We start from the raw sequence: 14,486 nt of genomic DNA, 5'->3' as shown, positions 1-14,486 counted from the left end.
TTGGGTGAGCGTTTAGTTCTGCCCGACATGATCAAAAAAACCTGGCTGGTAGCCTCCCTCGCTGCATCTACGCTCGCGCTTGTAACAGCGACTCCCGCTTTGGCGGATCACGGCGATCACACGGCGGAACATCCACCGATGAGCGCTGTCGACTTAGTCACCATGCCGCGTCTGAGCGCCCCGACAGTGACGCCGGATGGCCGTTTCGCGGTCTATTCAGTCACCACTAGGGATCCAAAGACCCTGGACAGCGACACCGCGATCTATCTGCAAGACCTCAACCGAACCGGTAGTGATCCCGTGGTGATCGACCTTGGTGGCTCGGCCCATGATCTTACATTTGGATCTGACAGCTTTTTGTACTTTCTGTCCGACCGTCCATCGAATGACACAGATGATTCTGCTGATGCGGTGACACAAGTCTGGCGCGCGGCATTGGAAGCAGACGGCAATGTGACCGGACCGATGCAGGTCACGAACGTTAAAGCTGATGTGCATGGCTTTAAACTATCGCCTGATACGTCCAAAATCGCCTTGTTTGGGGATATCAGCCGGGACTGCGTAACCTTCGGCTGTGATAATGATGGCACCGCCCATTTGCCGGGACCAGGTACGGGACGGTTATATGATGCAGAGGATGGCTTTTTCCGCCACTGGGACCAGTGGGAGACACCCGGCACATTCAGCAGATTGTTTGCCTTCGATCTAATCAATGGCAAGGCCAGCTCTGGCGTTGCGGTTGATGGCCAGAACGCCGAAACCGGCCTGGTTGGCGATACGCCGACCAAGCCATTTGGCGGCGGTGAAGAGATCGCGTGGTCCGCGGACAGCACAGGCATCTACTTTGCCGCACGCCAATCCAATGCAGCCGAACCGACATCAACCAATGTCGACATCTATTGGTCAACGCTAGACGGCGGGGCACCGCAAAATTTGACTGCTGAAAACCTGGCAACCGATACATTGCCGTCGCCATCACCTGATGGAAAATGGCTTGCCTACGCTGCGATGGAACGGCCGGGTTACGAATCCGATCGCCTGGTGATTCACTTGCGTGATGTGGAAACGGGCGCAGCGCGCGCGCTGACAGGTGATTTTGACCGTTCTTTCGGGTCACTGACATGGACACGCGATTCGCGCTGGATCATCGCCGGCGCACAAGATGTCCTCGACACGCCTGCTTTCAAGATTGATCCGCGTTCCGGAACAGTCGAACGGCTCGATCTGATGGCTGGCAACGAAGCCCGAATCGGCGGCGTTACGCCGATTGGTAATGACAGTCTTCTGTTCACGCGCAATTCGATCGGAGGGCCATCCGAGCTCTATTTATCCAAAGGATGGCAGCAGGGGACTCCTCTCACCGATGTCGCTACATCTCTGCTTGGGGAGCGTGCTTCGGTCGTGACCACGCGCTTCAACTTCAAAGGTGCCAATGACGAGACGGTCTGGGGCCAGATTACCAAGTTGGAGAATGGCGACGCTTCGATGCCTGCGATCCTCTATGTTCACGGCGGCCCGCAAGGCAGCTTTAACGATGGATGGTCAAGCAGATGGAACCCCCGCGTGGTGGCGAGCCAAGGCTATGCGGTTATCTCTGTCGATTTCCACGGTAGCTCTGGTTACGGGCAAGCCTTCACAGATTCGATCAATCAAGACTGGGGCGGCAAACCGCTTGAGGACTTGCAAAAAGGACTGGCTGCCGCGCTTGATCTAGATCCGCAGATCAATGGTGAAAAAGTATGCGCAATGGGCGCATCCTATGGCGGCTATATGATGAACTGGATTGCCGGAAAATGGCCCGACCGGTTCAACTGTCTTGTGCAGCATGACGGTTTATTCGACATGCGCAGCTTCTATTATACTACCGAAGAGCTATGGTTTCCGCGCTGGGATTTTGGCGGATCGTACAATGAAGTCCCTGAGAATTATGAGAAATGGAATCCGGTTAATCATGTCAGTAACTGGCAAACTCCAATGCTGGTGATCACCGGAGAGAAAGATTACCGGGTCCCCTATTCGCAAGGGTTGCAAAGCTTCACGGCGCTGCAGGAACAAAATGTTCCGGCAAAGCTGTTGGTGTTCCCGGATGAAAACCACTGGGTTCTGGGCGCGAAAAACTCCTTGCAATGGCACAATACAGTGTTCGACTGGCTCGACACCTATTTGGGCGAGGACGCCGACACAGAATGAGTGACACACCGGTAAATGACGCGGACCTGATCCGGGCTGAGCTCGCGATGAGAAAGATCGGCGCTGAAACAATTGAGCGGCAGATCTTTCTGTGTGCTGTCTCCGAAAAGCAAAAGTGCTGCAGCGAAGAAGCCGGTCGGCAGTCGTGGAATTATCTGAAGAAACGCCTCAAGCAACTTGGCCTGGTCGGGCCGAAACAGCACGGCGGAACAGGCGGCGTACAGCGGGCCAAGGCAGACTGCTTACAGATATGCGCCGCAGGCCCGATCGCTGTCGTTTGGCCAGAGAATATTTGGTATCATTCCTGCACAGAAGACGTGCTCGAGCGGATCATTCAGCAGCATCTGATTGGCGGTGAACCGGTGGAGGAATTCAGATTGCGCGGGCAGCCGGCAGAATAACGCTGGGCAGGATCATTTATCGGTGTCGTCCCAGTGGTCGTCATCCATCAGATCGCTTACCGATTCATCATGACCGGTGCCGCTGGATAGGAATACCAGCCCCATCAACGCCGCTGTCAGTAACATCATAAACCCGATACCCAGAGCAGTAGCGATGTAGAAGTGAACCGTCGCTTCGCTCTCGCCATCATACAGCAATGCGATGGCGATGATCACTACACCAATGGTCACAAACAGCATGAAACGCATCAAGCGTTTATACCGTGCCCACGCATAAGCAGCGGTTTCTGGGTCATCCAAGGGAGATTTTGGTATCATATCCCCCTCCATGCTCTGCCAGAAACGCTCTGGCAATGGCCCAATGGGCTGCTTTTCTTGCAACAGACCGTGCGGATTCGCCAACAGCGCGATTTCATGGCATCCTGCGCAGCGCGAAAGGAGGGAGTAGAGATGGATATTTCTAAACTGATTGAAGATCGCAGCGCGGGGGATGTTATTACCTGTGACGTCAATGATCTGGTGCGTGACACTATCGCTGTATTAGCGGGCAAACGAATCGGCGCGCTTCCGGTAATGAAAGCAGGCTCACTGGCCGGGATTTTCTCGGAGCGCGACGTGATTTACCGGATGGCAGAAGAAGGCTCGGCTTGTCTGGACAAACGCGTGGGGGAGGTCATGACAGCGCCCGCAATCACGGTCGACGCAGGCGCAAAGGTCGATGATGCACTGGCCATGATGACACGCCGCCGAATCCGCCACCTGCCAGTGGTCGATCAGGGCCATATGTGCGGGTTTATCTCGATTGGCGATTTGGTGAAGTCCCGGATGGACGAGGTTGAGCTAGAAGCGGAAGCAATGCGAAACTACATTCAGACCGCTTGAGCCATGCTCCAGGACTCCCTACATAGCAGGCATGGGACAAATGCTGACATTGACCGAATCTGCCGCAAAACGCGTGGCATGGATTGCAGATAAGCAATCAAAGCCTGCGATTTTACGCCTATCGGTTGAAGGCGGGGGATGCTCCGGCTTCCAATATAAGTTTGATTTGGCCGACCAAGCGGATGGGGACGATTCGGTGAGCGAAACCAGCGGTGTCCAGCTGGTGGTTGATCCGCTCAGTCTCGATCTGGTGAATGGCAGCGTAGTAGATTTTGTCGAATCGCTGGGCGGCGCGGCGTTTCGCGTTGAAAATCCTAACGCTGCGGCAGGTTGCGGCTGCGGATCGAGCTTCGGCATCTAGTGCGGATCGCCACTTACAATATTAACGGGGTGAAGGCGCGTTTGCCGCGCTTGCTCGAATGGTTGGATGAAACGCGCCCGAAAGTGGCCTGTTTGCAAGAAGTCAAAAGCCAGGATGCGGGTTTCCCGGCCGAAGAATTTGAAAAGATTGGCTATAAAGCCATCTGGCACGGTCAAAAAAGCTTCAATGGCGTCGCTATATTAGCGGACGGCGTGGAACCGGTGGAAACACAGCGCGGACTACCGGGCGACCCTGAGGATGAGCAGGCCCGCTATCTTGAGGCTGACGTCAATGGCGTTCGGATTGCGTGTATCTACTTGCCCAATGGCAATCCGCTGCCAGGCCCTAAATTTGATTACAAGATCGCATGGATGAAACGCCTCCGCGCTCGGATGCAGGAACTGTCAGCGCTGGAAATCCCTTGTGCGATTGTGGGTGATTATAATGTCATCCCTGAAGATGACGATGTTTGGGCGTCCAAGGCGATGGAATCCGACGCGCTGATGCAACCCGAATCCAGAGATGCCTACGCCCGGTTACTCGCTGATGGGTGGACCGATGCGGTTCGGACGCTGAATCCGCGTGGCGGCGTTTGGACCTATTGGGACTACCAGGCAGGCGCATGGCAGCGGGATCACGGCTTTCGGATCGACCACCTATTGCTCACTCCGGAACTGGCAGATCGAATGACCGCCGTTGGTGTCGACCGTGAATATCGCGGCCGCGAAAAGGCAAGCGATCACACACCAGTGTGGGTGGAAATATCCACCCCATAGAAAAAGCCCCCGCCATTTCAGGCGAGGGCTTTCAATTTCATAAGGTCCGCCGATTAGCGGTAGAAAATATGTGTGTTGATGGTCGCCCGGCGCGTCTTGCTCCGGCTCCAACGCGGTGACACATATTTTGCGTGGAAATAGAGCGAGTCTTGCGCTTCGCTTTCCCAATGGCCTTCATGGGCAATCCGAGCGATAGCCTTTGCCCGTTTCCAGGCTTTGGTCTGTTCGCGGATACGCGGCATGGAGCCGTTCCGGACGAATGAGAATTGGGAGCGCTGATACACTACGCCGCAATAACTTGACGGGAAGCGGCTGGATTCAGCGCGGTTGATCACAACTTGTGCGACAGCCAACTGACCCGCCAATGGCTCGCCGCGGGCTTCAAAATAGATGGTACCAGCAAGACATTGCATTTCGCGGGAAAGGTCACCGGAGATGTCAGTTTCAGCAATCAGCGCACGCAACGACGAAGCGTCGGAAGGCGCGGTGATGGTCTCTTCTGGTTCTTCCGGTATCGGCTGAACCACGGGTTGGGATACGAAAACCGGAACGATTTCATCAGTCACTGTTACCGGCGCAATTTCGGTCTGGCCGGCAGGAACGGGAATCTCTGTTTCAACGCCTTCTTGGGCGTTGGCGCCAGACATTTCTGCACTGGCGAAAGCAATAGTAGCTGTCGCTGCGATTGCGACAAAACCTGCAAAATGGGTCTTACGAGCCATGAAAATACAACATTATGCGGTGAACGAGCACTGGCGCAGGCGGGACCTGAAGGGGTAGTCAAATTAAAGAAGGGTCCAAAAATATGGCCTGCCGGCCGTCCCCCGTCTGCGTGCTAACATAATGGCCGAATGCCATTCCGCCGCCTGCGCATCGGAAGTTCGTGGGGTCAAATAGTTACAAATGAATGCGAGTCAATCTATTTATGCTGCAGTGCGGCAAAGCGTTCTGCATCCGCGATATCCAGCTCCACAATCCAAATATCCGGGTCCTGTTGGCGGCGTTTGGTTAAATATTCGTTAAATTTTAAAGGGTTATCGATGTCCTGTTCCCGCGTAACCGTGAATGGCCGCGAACCATCCAATTGCGGCATCCGCTCATAAAGACGGTCAGGCCCGCCTCGGCCCAATGTTACAATTAGCAGCGTACCGGCATCGCGCTCGCCCTTGGCCAGGACGGTGGCGAAGCCCCCCGCATTCTGCACCGCGAGGATCAAACCTGAAACTTCTATATGTGTGGGTAGGCGATCAGTCATAACAGCCCATGTCACTATTATCCGTCGCTATAGCCAGGCAGTCCGGATAGCGGAATGTGAGACCGCATGAATGTGCCGGTGCCACGGCCTATCTCGTCGCCTTCTTCGTCTATCAGGCGGGATTCTGCGACAAATACTCGCCGTTTACCGCTGACCCAATGGCCCTCTGCGATAACGCGCCCCTCTTTAACCGGCTTGGTGAAGTGCAAATTGAAAGAGGTCGTCAATAAAAAGCGGTCTGTGACCAAAGTGTTGGCCGCATAGAAGGCAGCATCATCGAGCATCTTGAAATAAATGGTACCATGAGCCGCACCAGCTGCATGATAGGCCTGCTCCGTAACCTGAAACTCCAGCCGTGAGCGGCCTTCTTCGGTGATTTTAAGCGTCGAATCGAACAATTGGTTCACTGGTGCCGACTGGTATAATCGCTCCAAAGCACGGAAATGCGATTGTGCGCCGGGCACTTTGGCCCCGTCATCGCTGGCTGACTTACGCGGCGTCACGATCCGTCACATTGGTAATCATGGCATATAGCTCCTCACCATTTGCGGCGTTGCTCAGCGCTTCATGCATGGTGTCATCGCGGACAAGACGCGAAATGGCAGCCAGTGCATGCAAGTGCGCAACACCCGAACCTTCAGGTGACAGCAGCCCGAATACAAGGTCAACCGGCATCCCGTCAGCAGCAGTAAAATCAATTGCAGATTTGAGTCGCAAAACAACGGAAACCGGACGGGTAATGCCGGTAATCCGTGCGTGCGGGATGGCAACGCCGCGGCCGAAACCAGTGCTGCCTAACGCCTCACGTTCCTGCAGCGCTTCTAAAACAGCCAATCGATCAACATCATAGATCGCGGAAAATTTCTCAGCCAACGCATCAAGAACATCGGCCTTGGTGCCAGCTTCCGTAATGCCCACGGCGTCGGGTTTCAGTCTAAAATTTGCATCCAGCATTGGTCAGTTACTTCAAACAAAAGGGGGTACCGCACCAATTTATGGCGTCTGAAAAGCGGATCGAAATACCGACCCGCTCTAGCGAAATCCTGCGGTTGGCTCTCGTCAGCGTGAGGGTCGCTGCGGAGTCCTAGCTTGGTTCAACCCATCCGATCGAACCATCTTGGCGGCGATAAACCATATTATGCCGCCCAGTGCCAGCATTTTTGAAGAATAGTGCATTCGTATCACGCAAATCCAGCATCATAACTGCGTCGGCCACAGTCGATTCGGGAATATCGACCTTCGTTTCAGCAATGATAGGTGGTGCGTCCGGTGCTTCTTCTTCCTGCTCTGGCTCGTCCGCTGCAAAAATGGTGTAGGCAGCTTCCTCCTCTTTCACTGCATGCGCCGCTTGTTCGTGGCGATCCTTGATGCGCCGTTTGTAACGCCGGATTTGCTTTTCAATCTTAGCAGCAGCCTTGTCGACAGACTGATGCGCGTCATGCGCTTCTGCATGACCTTTGACCGTTAACCCATGCATCACATGCGTAACGATGTCGCAGCTAAAGGCCCCCGCGGGCGCCTTTCCCAGCGTCACATGGGAAGATATTGCGCGTCCAAAGTACTTTTCGACAATAGCATTCAGGCGGTCAGCGGCATGATCCTGCAATGCAGCACCGGTTTCAACTTGGTGGCCTGAAACGCGAATATCCATTGTCGTTTTCTCCTTTAGGATGGTGGTCTTATAATCGTTCTGTTCAGCTTCCCCAAAGGGGTGACTGGATCTGCTTTAAAAACTCTTGATGCCGGGCCATTTCTTCTGCCGATGCGACATGCGGGCGGGGCTCTCTAACCGTCTTTCGCAAAACTTGGCTTTGCACGATCGGGGCTTCGGCAGCTTCTGCGGGCGCGTCAGCCGCTAATTCAAGGCCGATTTGCCGGCCACCCAACAGCTCAACATAAACTTGCGCCAACAGCTCAGCATCCAACAGCGCGCCGTGTTTAACCCGGTGGCTACGATCGACCCCATACCGCGAACACAACGCGTCGAGCGAATTCTTGGCGCCAGGGTGCTTTTTACGGGCAATCGCCACCGTATCGACCATCCGGTCAAGCGACACTGTGGCCAAACCAGCGATCTCCAGCTCGTTGTTCAAGAAACCAAAATCAAAGCTGGCATTATGCGCGACAAGCGGTGCATCGCCGATAAAATCGAGCAATTCCGCAGCCGTATCGCGAAACAAAGGTTTATCTGACAGAAACGCGCTAGATAGGCCGTGAACACCTTCCGCAGCGGCCGGCATGTCGCGTTCCGGATTGTAATAGGCGTGATAGGTAGCCCCGGTTTCAACCCGGTTGACCATCTCGACACAGCCCATCTCGACCATCCGGTCCCCGTTTTTGGGATCGAAGCCAGTAGTTTCGGTATCGAAAACAATCTCTCGCATTGGATTCAATATCGGACGCAAACCTGCTTTAAGCAAGGGGTGATCGACGCCTTTTTACAGCGTCTTACCCGCCAATGTCTCAATCAGCCGTTCAACCTGGGTTTGTGTTTCGGCCAATGTGCAGGAGGTATCGATCACGAAATCAGCCTGTGCGCGTTTTTCCGCATCGGGCATTTGCAGCGAAAGAATATGTTCAAACTTTTCCGTCGTCATGTGCGGGCGGGCAAGCACTCTTGCGCGCTGGACATCCGCCGGGGCCGACACCACCACAATGTGATCGACCAGACTATGTCCGCCCTTTTCAAACAGCAAAGGTATATCAAACACCACGAGCGACGTTCCGCTATTCTCCGACAGAAATGTCTCGCGCTTCTGGGCCACTGCGGGGTGCATAATCGCCTCTAGCCGGGCCAAGGCCTCTGGATCGGCAAAAACCTGCTGCCCCAAGGCATCGCGGTCGACACCTGCCGGGCCAGTGCTGCCCGGAAAAGCCGCTTCAATAGCCTCCAACAAATCACCTTGCGGCACCTGCATTGCGCGGACTTCCGCATCTGCATCAAATACGGGCACACCGGCACTGGCAAACATTTCAGCGATAGTGGATTTACCCATACCAATCGAGCCGGTTAGACCAATAATTCGAGGCTGGTTTTGAACGCTCATTCCATCAACCTTTTTCGCAAATCGGTATCGAATCCTCTGGGTGGAGGTTGATCAAAAAACAGCGCAAAGGCTTCGGCAGCTTGACCAATCAGCATCGCTAACCCGTCAATAGTCTCAAATCCTGCGGCCTTGGCATCTTGAAGAAACCGGGTTTCGACGGGATCGGTCACGATATCATAGACGATACTACCGGGCGGTGCATGGCTGAAATCAAATGCTAAAGGGGGTTGGCCTCGCATTCCCAAAGGGCTCGCATTAACGATCACATCCAAACACCCTTCGCGGTCATCAAATGCAAAGTCTGTTGGCCCGGAAAAATGCGATAAAGCGACGCTGTGATGGTCACCACCCTTTGCTTGCTCTTCAAGCATGGCTGCTGCCTTTTGGACATTGCGCCCTGCCAGAACGATAACCATACCCTGATCAGAAAGTCCGGTTACCAACGCTCTGGCAGCGCCGCCCGTGCCTAAGATACGGGCCATTCGAAACAGATAGTCCTGCGACAGATGGCTTTGTAGCGGTTCAAGAAAGCCGCCAACATCGGTGTTGTGACCTAACAACGATCCATCTTCTTGCCTGATCACGGTATTGACCGCCCCGATCCGCTGAGCCAGCGGAGTGAGCTGATCAAGAAGGGGGACGATCGCTTGCTTATGCGGCATTGTGACATTGCAACCACGCCAGTTCTTGTCCGCTTTGCGTTCTGTCAGATAGTCTGCAAGACCATCTGGAGCCACGCGGGTTTTGTCATAGGCGGCATCCAGCCCGCATTTTTCCAGCCAAAATCCATGAATAAGCGGAGATTTGGACTGAGCGATCGGATCGCCGATGACTTCGGCATACAGTTTGTCCGCGCTTGGTATAGTCATGCTGGCAGCACATCTTGGTCGCGCAGCGCGCCCAATACAGCCAGTAACGGCATTCCCAGAACGGTAAATTGATCACCTTCGATACGGTCGAACAACTGGACCCCCATTGCCTCTATCCGAAACGCGCCGACACAATAGGATACTTCGGGCCATTCTGCGTCCAGATAGGACTGAATGAAACCCTCCGACAATGGGCGGACATAGAGCCGCGCCGCGGCGGCGGTCTGCCACACCACATCGCCTGAACGGACCAGGGCGGCACCGCTATGCAGCTCCATCACTTTGCCAGAGAAGAAACGCAAATGTTCAGCCGCGTTGTCCCGGCTAACCGGCTTATTAAACCGTTTGCCATCCACCACCACCAAGGAATCGCTTCCGAGTACCAACCCGTCGGGATAGAGCGCCGACACAGCGCGGGCCTTAGCCACCGCCAAACCCGATGCAATATGGGCGGATGTCTCTCCCGCCATATTTGTTTCAATGCCGCGCTCGTCAATATCCGCTGGAACAGCTTGATAAGCGACGCCCGCGGCGTCGAGCATTGCTTTACGGCTAGCGCTTTTTGAAGCGAGGATAATCATATTGGCTTGGGTCCGACTTTAGGCGGCGTATCCCTGCGTTCCCGTTCACCCACGAGATTGATAACGGCAGCCGCGGTCTCTTCAATGGAACGGCGGGTTACATCAATCACTGGCCAGCCATTATCGGCAAACATCCGGCGGGCAAACTTCACTTCCTCGCGGACCCGGTCATCATTGACGTAGGATGTTTCCGTTTGCTCGTTCAAACTCAACAACCGGTTCCGGCGAATTTGAACCAAACGTTCTGGCGCAGTCGTCAGCCCAACCACAAGCGGCTTGCGAAGTTTATACAACACATCAGGCGGCGGGCTTTCTATAACCAGCGGTATATTGGCCGTTTTAAAGCCGCGGTTAGCGAGATAAATGCTGGTGGGTGTTTTGGATGAGCGTGATACGCCGGCCAAGACGATATCTGCCTCTTCCCAATTTTCCCAACCGACCCCGTCATCATGGGCGATTGTGTAATGGATAGCGTCGACGCGCTTGAAATAGGCATCGTCCATCAAGTGTTGCCGGCCGGGCCGGCCATGCGCGGCTTGGCCAAGCTGATCCTCCAACGCGGCGGTCACCGCATCGAGGGCGGGTACCGCTGGAAGGCTTAGTTGGCGGCAATGATCTTCCAGCCGCTCGCGGGTCTCTGGATTAACCAGCGTGAACAATACGAGACCCGGATTTTCGGCCAATTGGGGAACAATCCGGTCAAGATGCTGCCGGGACCTGACCATTGGCCAGAAATGCCGTATAATGTCGGCGTCTTCAAATTGGGCAAGCGCGGCTTTCGCGACCATTTCCAATGTTTCGCCGGTGGAATCTGACACAAGGTGAAGGTGAAGACGGCTCATATGTTGGGCGATACTTTCGGTGGAATATAACCGGGCGGCAGGCTGTGGATGAAACCCAGCATAAACCACGGGATAATCCTGACGACAAGTTCCAGCGCACTTTCCATGCCCAATCCGAGTCATTTCCAAGATGATTTTTGGACAAGCTTCTATGGTTTTAGACAGGCTGGGGACAACGTGGATATCTAATCGTTGACGCGGAGAAGCTGGGATTCGCCTTGGCAAAAACCTGTTGTGCTCTGGGATAAATCAGGCATGGCGGCGCAATCCCCGATATCCACAGGGCCAACATACTCCATCATCCTATTTAAATACTTATATTATTTAGTAAGAAGGCCCTCATGCCCGGAATTCTTCTCGACACAATGCGCGGTCAGCGCAGCGATCACATACCCCTTTGGCTTATGCGTCAGGCTGGGCGCTATTTGCCTGAATATCGCGCATTACGGGCCGATAAGGGCGGCTTTCTGGAACTGGTTTACGATTCTGACGCTGCGGCGGAAGTAACCGTTCAACCGATCGACCGGTTTGGTTTTGACGGTGCCATTCTGTTTTCCGATATTTTGATTATTCCCTATGCGATGGGTCAGAAGCTGGAGTTTTTGGCTGGCGAGGGCCCTAAGCTCTCCCCGACATTGGTTGATCATGCCCTGAGCAGCTTGGAAGCGGTGCCAGAGCGCCTTTCCCCGATTTACAGCACCGTTACGAAGGTGAGGGAGCGTTTGGGCCCTGAAACTACCTTGCTGGGCTTTGCAGGGTCACCCTGGACAGTAGCCACCTATATGGTCGCCGGTGAGGGGAGCCGTGATCAACATCAGACACGAGCAATGGCGTATCAAAACCCGGAAGCGTTTGGTGAAATCATTGATGCTATCGCTGATCTGACCATCGAATATCTGGTTGGCCAGATTAACGCAGGCGCGGAAGCGGTTCAGCTGTTTGACAGTTGGTCCGGAAGTCTTGCCCCAACTGAATTTGAAAGATGGGTGATTGCACCCAATGCAAAGATTGTTGCTGCCTTGGCCGAGCGATGCCCGGATGTGCCGGTCATCGGTTTTCCAAAAGGCGCCGGTGAAAAATTACCTGCCTATATCCGCGAAACGGGTGTGAACGCTGCGGGTCTTGATGAAACTATCGATCCTTTATGGGCTGCCAAAGCCTTGCCAGACTCTCTCCCTGTTCAAGGCAATCTGGATCCACTGATGTTATTATCGGGCGGGCCAGCTTTGGAAAAAGCCGCAAAACGCATTCTCGAAGCATTTGGTGACCGGCCCCATGTGTTCAATCTGGGGCATGGGATCGGGCAGTTCACGCCAATCGCACATGTGGAAGAACTGGTTGCGATAATTCGCGGATGGCAGGGGTGATTTCACCAATGATTTGCGGTAGGGGATAATCATGCAAGAAATTCTCCTCCCGATCTATCCTTGGCTGAAGGCCGGCCATCTCATATTCGTGATCTTCTGGATGGCGGGCTTGTTTATGCTGCCGCGCTTCTTTGTGTATCATCAGGAAGATGGTGCGCCCGGATCAGAGATGGATGCGCTGTGGACCAGCCGTGAGCAAAAACTGCTGAAAATCATCTTGTTGCCTTCGATCATTGTTGTTTGGGTACTGGGTTTGGCGTTGATGTCAGCCGTACAAGCACACACACAAGGCTGGTTTCATGCAAAGTTTCTGCTGGTGATTATCCTGTCGGGTTATCACGGCTGGCTTGCCGCTTATGCCAAAAAGCTGGCGCGCGGAGAACGTCCGATGCAAGGTAAAGCGCTGCGTTTGGCCAATGAAGTTCCCGGAATATTGGCGGCCATCATCGTAATTCTGGTCGTGGTAAAACCGTTCTAGTTTCGCAAACAGATTGACGCGGGAAACAGCCGCGCCTAATTCCTCGGTCAACGGTCAAGGATTGCTTGATGCAATCCCAGTCTGCTTTCACCAAGCCCGATAGACTGGCCAAGCTACATTCTAATACACCCGATATGGGTTTTGAAAGACACTCGACATGCATCTTAAAGATTTGAAACTGAAAGCTCCGGCTGAGCTTGTCAGTATGGCCGAAGAACTCGGTGTGGAAGGTGCATCTACGATGCGCCGGCAGGATTTGATGTTCTGCATTCTGCGCGAGTTGGCTGAAGATGAAGAATATACCGCAGATATTATGGGGATCGGTACCATCGAAGTCCTGCAAGACGGCTTTGGCTTTCTTCGCAGCCCCGAAGCGAATTATCTTGCAGGTCCGGACGATATTTATGTTTCGCCCAATCAAGTTCGCAAATGGGGTTTGCGCACCGGTGACACCGTAGAAGGCGAAATTCGCGCACCGAAAGAGGGTGAACGGTATTTTGCGATTACGAAACTGACGACTGTCAACTTTGAAGATCCTGACCAAGTCCGGATGCGGACCAATTTTGACAATCTGACACCGCTCTATCCAGAGCAGAAATTGTCGCTTGATACGCTTGATCCCACCGTAAAAGACAAATCAGCCCGAGTGATCGATATCATTTCACCACAGGGTAAAGGCCAGCGGGCACTGATTGTTGCACCGCCGCGGACCGGTAAAACTGTCCTTTTGCAGAATATTGCCAAAGCGATCACGGATAATCATCCAGAGGTCTTCCTGTTGGTTCTACTGGTCGATGAACGTCCTGAAGAAGTGACAGACATGCAGCGCAGCGTGAAAGGCGAAGTCATTTCTTCCACCTTTGACGAACCTGCAACTCGGCACGTTCAAGTTGCTGAAATGGTTATCGAAAAAGCGAAGCGATTGGTCGAGCATAAGCGCGATGTCGTGATCTTGCTCGATTCCATTACCCGTTTGGGCCGGGCCTACAACACGGTCGTACCAAGCTCCGGTAAAGTCCTTACTGGCGGTGTCGATGCGAATGCGCTCCAGCGTCCGAAGCGCTTCTTCGGTGCTGCGCGTAATATTGAAGAGGGTGGTTCTCTGTCGATCATTGCAACCGCGCTGATCGATACTGGCAGCCGGATGGATGAAGTGATCTTTGAAGAGTTCAAAGGCACGGGTAACTCCGAAATCGTTCTGGACCGTAAGGTTGCCGATAAACGGATCTTCCCAGCATTGGATGTTGGTAAGTCTGGCACCCGTAAGGAAGAGCTTCTGGTCGAGAAGGACAAGCTGTCTAAAATGTGGGTGCTGCGCCGCATCCTCATGCAGATGGGAACGATCGATGCGATGGAGTTCTTGCTCGACAAGATGAAAGATTCCAAAACCAACGAAGATTTCTTCGATACCATGAACCAGTGATGAGAGGGTGGGTG

At 53.9% G+C, this 14,486-nt stretch carries 19 protein-coding genes; 8 read left to right on the top strand and 11 right to left on the bottom strand.

The window, feature by feature from the left end:
• Positions 1-27: 27 nt before the first annotated feature.
• Positions 28-2,190, top strand: a complete 2,163-nt coding sequence (locus HKD42_RS11435; protein WP_343042352.1) for a dipeptidyl-peptidase 5 — start codon at positions 28-30, stop codon at positions 2,188-2,190.
• Positions 2,187-2,591, top strand: coding sequence for a (2Fe-2S) ferredoxin domain-containing protein (locus tag HKD42_RS11430; RefSeq protein ID WP_170013452.1), 405 nt, complete (start codon positions 2,187-2,189; stop codon positions 2,589-2,591). The genes HKD42_RS11435 and HKD42_RS11430 overlap by 4 nt, the downstream gene beginning before the upstream one ends.
• Positions 2,592-2,603: 12 nt before the next feature.
• Here the strand turns inward: HKD42_RS11430 and HKD42_RS11425 are convergent, their stop codons facing one another.
• A complete protein-coding gene (locus HKD42_RS11425) occupies positions 2,604-2,909 on the bottom strand; it encodes a hypothetical protein (protein WP_170013450.1) in 306 nt (101 codons plus the stop codon).
• A gap of 132 nt (positions 2,910-3,041) precedes the next feature.
• Between HKD42_RS11425 and HKD42_RS11420 the strand changes: the two genes are divergently transcribed.
• Genes HKD42_RS11420 through xth form a run of 3 tightly spaced genes read left to right on the top strand, consistent with a single transcriptional unit; the run spans position 3,042 to position 4,610 of the window.
• On the top strand, positions 3,042-3,473 hold the full coding sequence (locus HKD42_RS11420) for a CBS domain-containing protein (protein WP_170013448.1): 432 nt from the start codon (positions 3,042-3,044) through the stop codon (positions 3,471-3,473).
• 31 nt (positions 3,474-3,504) lie between these two features.
• The gene (erpA, locus tag HKD42_RS11415; RefSeq protein ID WP_170013446.1) at positions 3,505-3,834 is read left to right on the top strand and encodes an iron-sulfur cluster insertion protein ErpA; all 330 of its coding nucleotides are present in this window, start codon (positions 3,505-3,507) and stop codon (positions 3,832-3,834) included.
• Complete coding sequence (xth, locus tag HKD42_RS11410; protein WP_170013444.1) at positions 3,834-4,610, top strand: exodeoxyribonuclease III; 777 nt, start codon at positions 3,834-3,836, stop codon at positions 4,608-4,610. Before erpA ends, xth begins: the two co-directional genes overlap by 1 nt.
• A gap of 53 nt (positions 4,611-4,663) precedes the next feature.
• Here the strand turns inward: xth and HKD42_RS11405 are convergent, their stop codons facing one another.
• The 10 genes from HKD42_RS11405 to HKD42_RS11360 form a co-directional block, all read right to left on the bottom strand.
• On the bottom strand, positions 4,664-5,332 hold the full coding sequence (locus tag HKD42_RS11405) for a cell wall hydrolase (RefSeq protein ID WP_170013442.1): 669 nt from the start codon (positions 5,330-5,332) through the stop codon (positions 4,664-4,666).
• A gap of 197 nt (positions 5,333-5,529) precedes the next feature.
• Complete coding sequence (locus HKD42_RS11400) at positions 5,530-5,865, bottom strand: DUF1491 family protein (protein ID WP_170013440.1); 336 nt, start codon at positions 5,863-5,865, stop codon at positions 5,530-5,532.
• Positions 5,866-5,882: 17 nt separating this feature from the next.
• Positions 5,883-6,368 carry a PaaI family thioesterase gene (locus HKD42_RS11395; RefSeq protein WP_343042351.1) on the bottom strand — a complete coding sequence of 162 codons (486 nt, stop codon included), beginning with the start codon at positions 6,366-6,368 and terminating at the stop codon, positions 5,883-5,885.
• The gene (locus HKD42_RS11390) at positions 6,355-6,816 is read right to left on the bottom strand and encodes a PTS sugar transporter subunit IIA (protein WP_170014081.1); all 462 of its coding nucleotides are present in this window, start codon (positions 6,814-6,816) and stop codon (positions 6,355-6,357) included. The genes HKD42_RS11395 and HKD42_RS11390 overlap by 14 nt, the downstream gene beginning before the upstream one ends.
• 133 nt (positions 6,817-6,949) lie before the next feature.
• Positions 6,950-7,516, bottom strand: coding sequence for a ribosome hibernation-promoting factor, HPF/YfiA family (gene hpf / locus HKD42_RS11385; protein ID WP_170013438.1), 567 nt, complete (start codon positions 7,514-7,516; stop codon positions 6,950-6,952).
• Between the two features lie 43 nt (positions 7,517-7,559).
• Complete coding sequence (gene dnaQ, locus HKD42_RS11380) at positions 7,560-8,249, bottom strand: DNA polymerase III subunit epsilon (protein WP_170013436.1); 690 nt, start codon at positions 8,247-8,249, stop codon at positions 7,560-7,562.
• A 54-nt stretch (positions 8,250-8,303) separates the two neighbouring features.
• Positions 8,304-8,912, bottom strand: a complete 609-nt coding sequence (coaE, locus tag HKD42_RS11375; protein ID WP_170013434.1) for a dephospho-CoA kinase — start codon at positions 8,910-8,912, stop codon at positions 8,304-8,306.
• Positions 8,909-9,781 (bottom strand): shikimate dehydrogenase family protein, encoded by an 873-nt coding sequence (locus tag HKD42_RS11370; protein ID WP_170013432.1) that lies wholly within the window; start codon positions 9,779-9,781, stop codon positions 8,909-8,911. Before HKD42_RS11370 ends, coaE begins: the two co-directional genes overlap by 4 nt.
• Entirely contained in the window at positions 9,778-10,362 is a 585-nt protein-coding gene (locus HKD42_RS11365) for a Maf family protein (protein WP_170013430.1), read from the bottom strand. Before HKD42_RS11365 ends, HKD42_RS11370 begins: the two co-directional genes overlap by 4 nt.
• On the bottom strand, positions 10,359-11,204 hold the full coding sequence (locus tag HKD42_RS11360; protein ID WP_170013429.1) for a pyruvate, water dikinase regulatory protein: 846 nt from the start codon (positions 11,202-11,204) through the stop codon (positions 10,359-10,361). Before HKD42_RS11360 ends, HKD42_RS11365 begins: the two co-directional genes overlap by 4 nt.
• 341 nt (positions 11,205-11,545) lie before the next feature.
• Here HKD42_RS11360 and hemE point away from each other — a divergent pair, with 341 nt between their 5' ends.
• From hemE to rho, 3 genes are all read left to right on the top strand, one after another.
• Positions 11,546-12,571 carry a uroporphyrinogen decarboxylase gene (gene hemE, locus HKD42_RS11355; RefSeq protein WP_170013427.1) on the top strand — a complete coding sequence of 342 codons (1,026 nt, stop codon included), beginning with the start codon at positions 11,546-11,548 and terminating at the stop codon, positions 12,569-12,571.
• Positions 12,572-12,602: 31 nt separating this feature from the next.
• A complete protein-coding gene (locus tag HKD42_RS11350; RefSeq protein ID WP_170013426.1) occupies positions 12,603-13,049 on the top strand; it encodes a CopD family protein in 447 nt (148 codons plus the stop codon).
• 157 nt (positions 13,050-13,206) lie between these two features.
• Entirely contained in the window at positions 13,207-14,472 is a 1,266-nt protein-coding gene (gene rho, locus HKD42_RS11345) for a transcription termination factor Rho (protein WP_170013424.1), read from the top strand.
• Positions 14,473-14,486: the final 14 nt, after the last annotated feature.

Origin of the sequence: Pontixanthobacter rizhaonensis (assembly GCF_012972675.1) — a bacterium.
In the GTDB taxonomy this organism is placed as follows: domain Bacteria; phylum Pseudomonadota; class Alphaproteobacteria; order Sphingomonadales; family Sphingomonadaceae; genus Pontixanthobacter; species Pontixanthobacter rizhaonensis.
Note: the sequence above shows the minus strand (reverse complement) of the source record. Positions and strands in the feature narration are given on the sequence as shown.